Raw genomic sequence first — 2289 nt, 5'->3', positions numbered from 1 at the left:
TGGACACGTGGATATGTCATTACGGTAGCCGTTGGGGTTGTTTCTGGAACAGCTCTTGGCCTACAAATTGACCTCTTGTGGCCAAATTTCATGAGGATAGCTGGACATCCTTAGAAACATTGGAGAGGATCATTGAAGCGTTAGATGTACATCCTAAGGAAGTGTTTGAGGATTTTGAAATTCTAGACTCAAGAGATGAGTTAGATAAAGAAAAAATGATTGATTCGCTAAAACTACTTCTTAAATCCAGAAGTTTGGATGAGATTAATATCATTCATAGATTAACTAAAGATGTTCTTTTGGCAATTGATTATAAGAAATAAAGAAAGATCAAGATTAAATAACTTACAAATTTAATCGCGTGAAACAAATGCCCTAATTCAATTAATGAATTAGGGCATTTGTTTCCTAGTAAGAGTTAGGTAGGCACCGCGCGGGCTCCCTACGATACATTTTAGACGAAAACGTTTTATGTCAAAACATTCATTTTCTGAATATGTTGTTTCGTTTCCTCTGTACCAAGCTCATTTATCAAGGCATAGACTTCTTGAAGATAATAATCATAACCATCATTTGATTCGTCGTAATGGTATGCAATACCTAAAGCCGAAGCTACTTGAATAAATGATGTTTGGTCAAAATTTTCCAGTTCTTCAAAACCCTCTTTCAGTCTATCTATATCATCGGGTGTAGCATCTATTTCAAGCTCATATGAGGCATCGCCTTGATTTTCCATAACAGTCCCCGCTTGGACAGAGACATAATATCTTTTTTTATCCATATTAACTTAGACCACCTTTTTTAGGAATTGGTTAGCGAAATATCGAGACATAGCCTATAACAAGTAGGCCAATCAGAATGAATGAAACATAAGCAATGAAACCAGGATTGGCTACTACTCGATGCTTATATGTCGCTGCACTCATACTATTATCCATCTCACGTTTTTCTTGTTTTCTTGCAAAAATGAATGAAAGAATCAAACCAATTACCACAATCCCCGAACCAATAATATAAAGAAGATAATTCATATTGCAGTTCTCCTTTTTGTGAGGTTTAACACTATTGTATTATCTTGTGTTTTGTCATTAATATGCTCTTGAAAAGCACAATATTTTTTAAAAAATTGGATGAATTTTTGATTATTCATAAGCGTGCAAATGATACTTCTCTGGAATTTATAAGTAACAAATGCTCGTAACGTGAGGACGGGGAGCTAACAGAACGGGTGAGACTGGTTAGTACGGACAGTATGATTACCTCAAAATCACCATGCCTCTTTCTTACAATTCTCAATTCCTGAAAGAGCATTTGCCGAACAAAAACGGGTCGATCTTGTTATGATTCGGTGCTAATCCGACAAGTCTCCACCAACTTTTGTAATAGGTACCTGTGAGAATAATAATTGCCCAATCGAAATTCTTACCACTTGCTCTGATTTTCGAGCAATTTTTTTAGACTAGAAAATAAATTTGAATGCTATATAAAGCAAAATTATTCCTATGATTACGACTGACGCAACTAACCACAGAGTGGTATTATCATATTTTGCTTTCATTTTGTTATCCCTCCCGCAATCATTATTTACTTTGGTGCACTTATTTTTTTCAATCTAAAAGCAGAATATACCTTAAATTTAAAAAGTTTAAAGCACTGAGTTAGTAAGAAGGGAACCAGCATGGTAAAACTGCGATTTCACAGGGAAACTAGGAGTTGGCCGTCTTATGACTCATTGCACTGCGGAGGTCCTGTTCTCTTTGAGCTAGAAGATATATATTTCGCAGCAAACCTAGAGATTGATATCGAGTGGTATGTGAAGTTTGGCAAAACGAAGTTCTGACTTCACCCTTTCTTTTACCGGCGACAGACGATCTTTAATCGTCATTAGCATGTCGGTGTTGAAAGTAAAGAGCCACAGTCATTGGCAGGTACGATTTCACTGACAATTAAAGTGGCCGATAACCTTTCACCATGAATTTATATGTTTCTTAATATTGCCCTTTTGTGCCTGTAATATTAATTGGTAATTTGTACATATTTTTCATGAATTCGATGATACTAAGGAACATTCGAATTTTGAAAGGGGATTGTTGTGGAACGCGTTATCAAAAGCAGGAAAAAAAGTTAATTATTCTGTGTTTGGTCATTGCAGTTATCTTACTATTATCAATTTCTCATCATCTGTTTTAGTCATAGATGAAGAAGATTACCGCTGTGGTGTAAAGGAGTTGTTGAATTCATGTTTGCTAATGATCCGGTTATTTACAGCCGTGCACTAATGTCTTTGAC

3 protein-coding genes and 1 pseudogene are annotated in these 2289 nt (G+C 35.7%); 2 read left to right on the top strand and 2 right to left on the bottom strand.

The genetic code is table 11. The features are described 5' to 3' along the window. Positions 1–105: pseudogene (locus tag GC098_RS27415) on the top strand (cytochrome ubiquinol oxidase subunit I); the annotation flags it as partial. A gap of 14 nt (positions 106–119) precedes the next feature. Further along, positions 120–323 carry a hypothetical protein gene (locus GC098_RS27410; RefSeq protein ID WP_216625445.1) on the top strand — a complete coding sequence of 68 codons (204 nt, stop codon included), beginning with the start codon at positions 120–122 and terminating at the stop codon, positions 321–323. A gap of 146 nt (positions 324–469) precedes the next feature. Here the strand turns inward: GC098_RS27410 and GC098_RS27405 are convergent, their stop codons facing one another. Continuing rightward, the gene (locus GC098_RS27405; protein WP_171646376.1) at positions 470–781 is read right to left on the bottom strand and encodes a hypothetical protein; all 312 of its coding nucleotides are present in this window, start codon (positions 779–781) and stop codon (positions 470–472) included. Positions 782–812: 31 nt separating this feature from the next. Continuing rightward, positions 813–1031, bottom strand: coding sequence for a hypothetical protein (locus GC098_RS27400; RefSeq protein WP_171646375.1), 219 nt, complete (start codon positions 1029–1031; stop codon positions 813–815). Between the last annotated feature and the right edge of the window lie 1258 nt (positions 1032–2289).

Origin of the sequence: Paenibacillus phytorum, from assembly GCF_013141715.1 — a bacterium.
Taxonomy (GTDB): domain Bacteria; phylum Bacillota; class Bacilli; order Paenibacillales; family NBRC-103111; genus Paenibacillus_E; species Paenibacillus_E phytorum.
The sequence above is the reverse complement of the archived record's forward strand: the minus strand, read 5'-3'. Positions and strand labels throughout refer to the sequence as shown.

Coding starts and splice junctions, on each gene's coding strand:
- GC098_RS27405 (WP_171646376.1), bottom strand. CDS start 781: ATGGATAAAAAAAGATATTATGTCTCTGTCCAAGCGGGGACTGTTATG.
- GC098_RS27400 (WP_171646375.1), bottom strand. CDS start 1,031: ATGAATTATCTTCTTTATATTATTGGTTCGGGGATTGTGGTAATTGGT.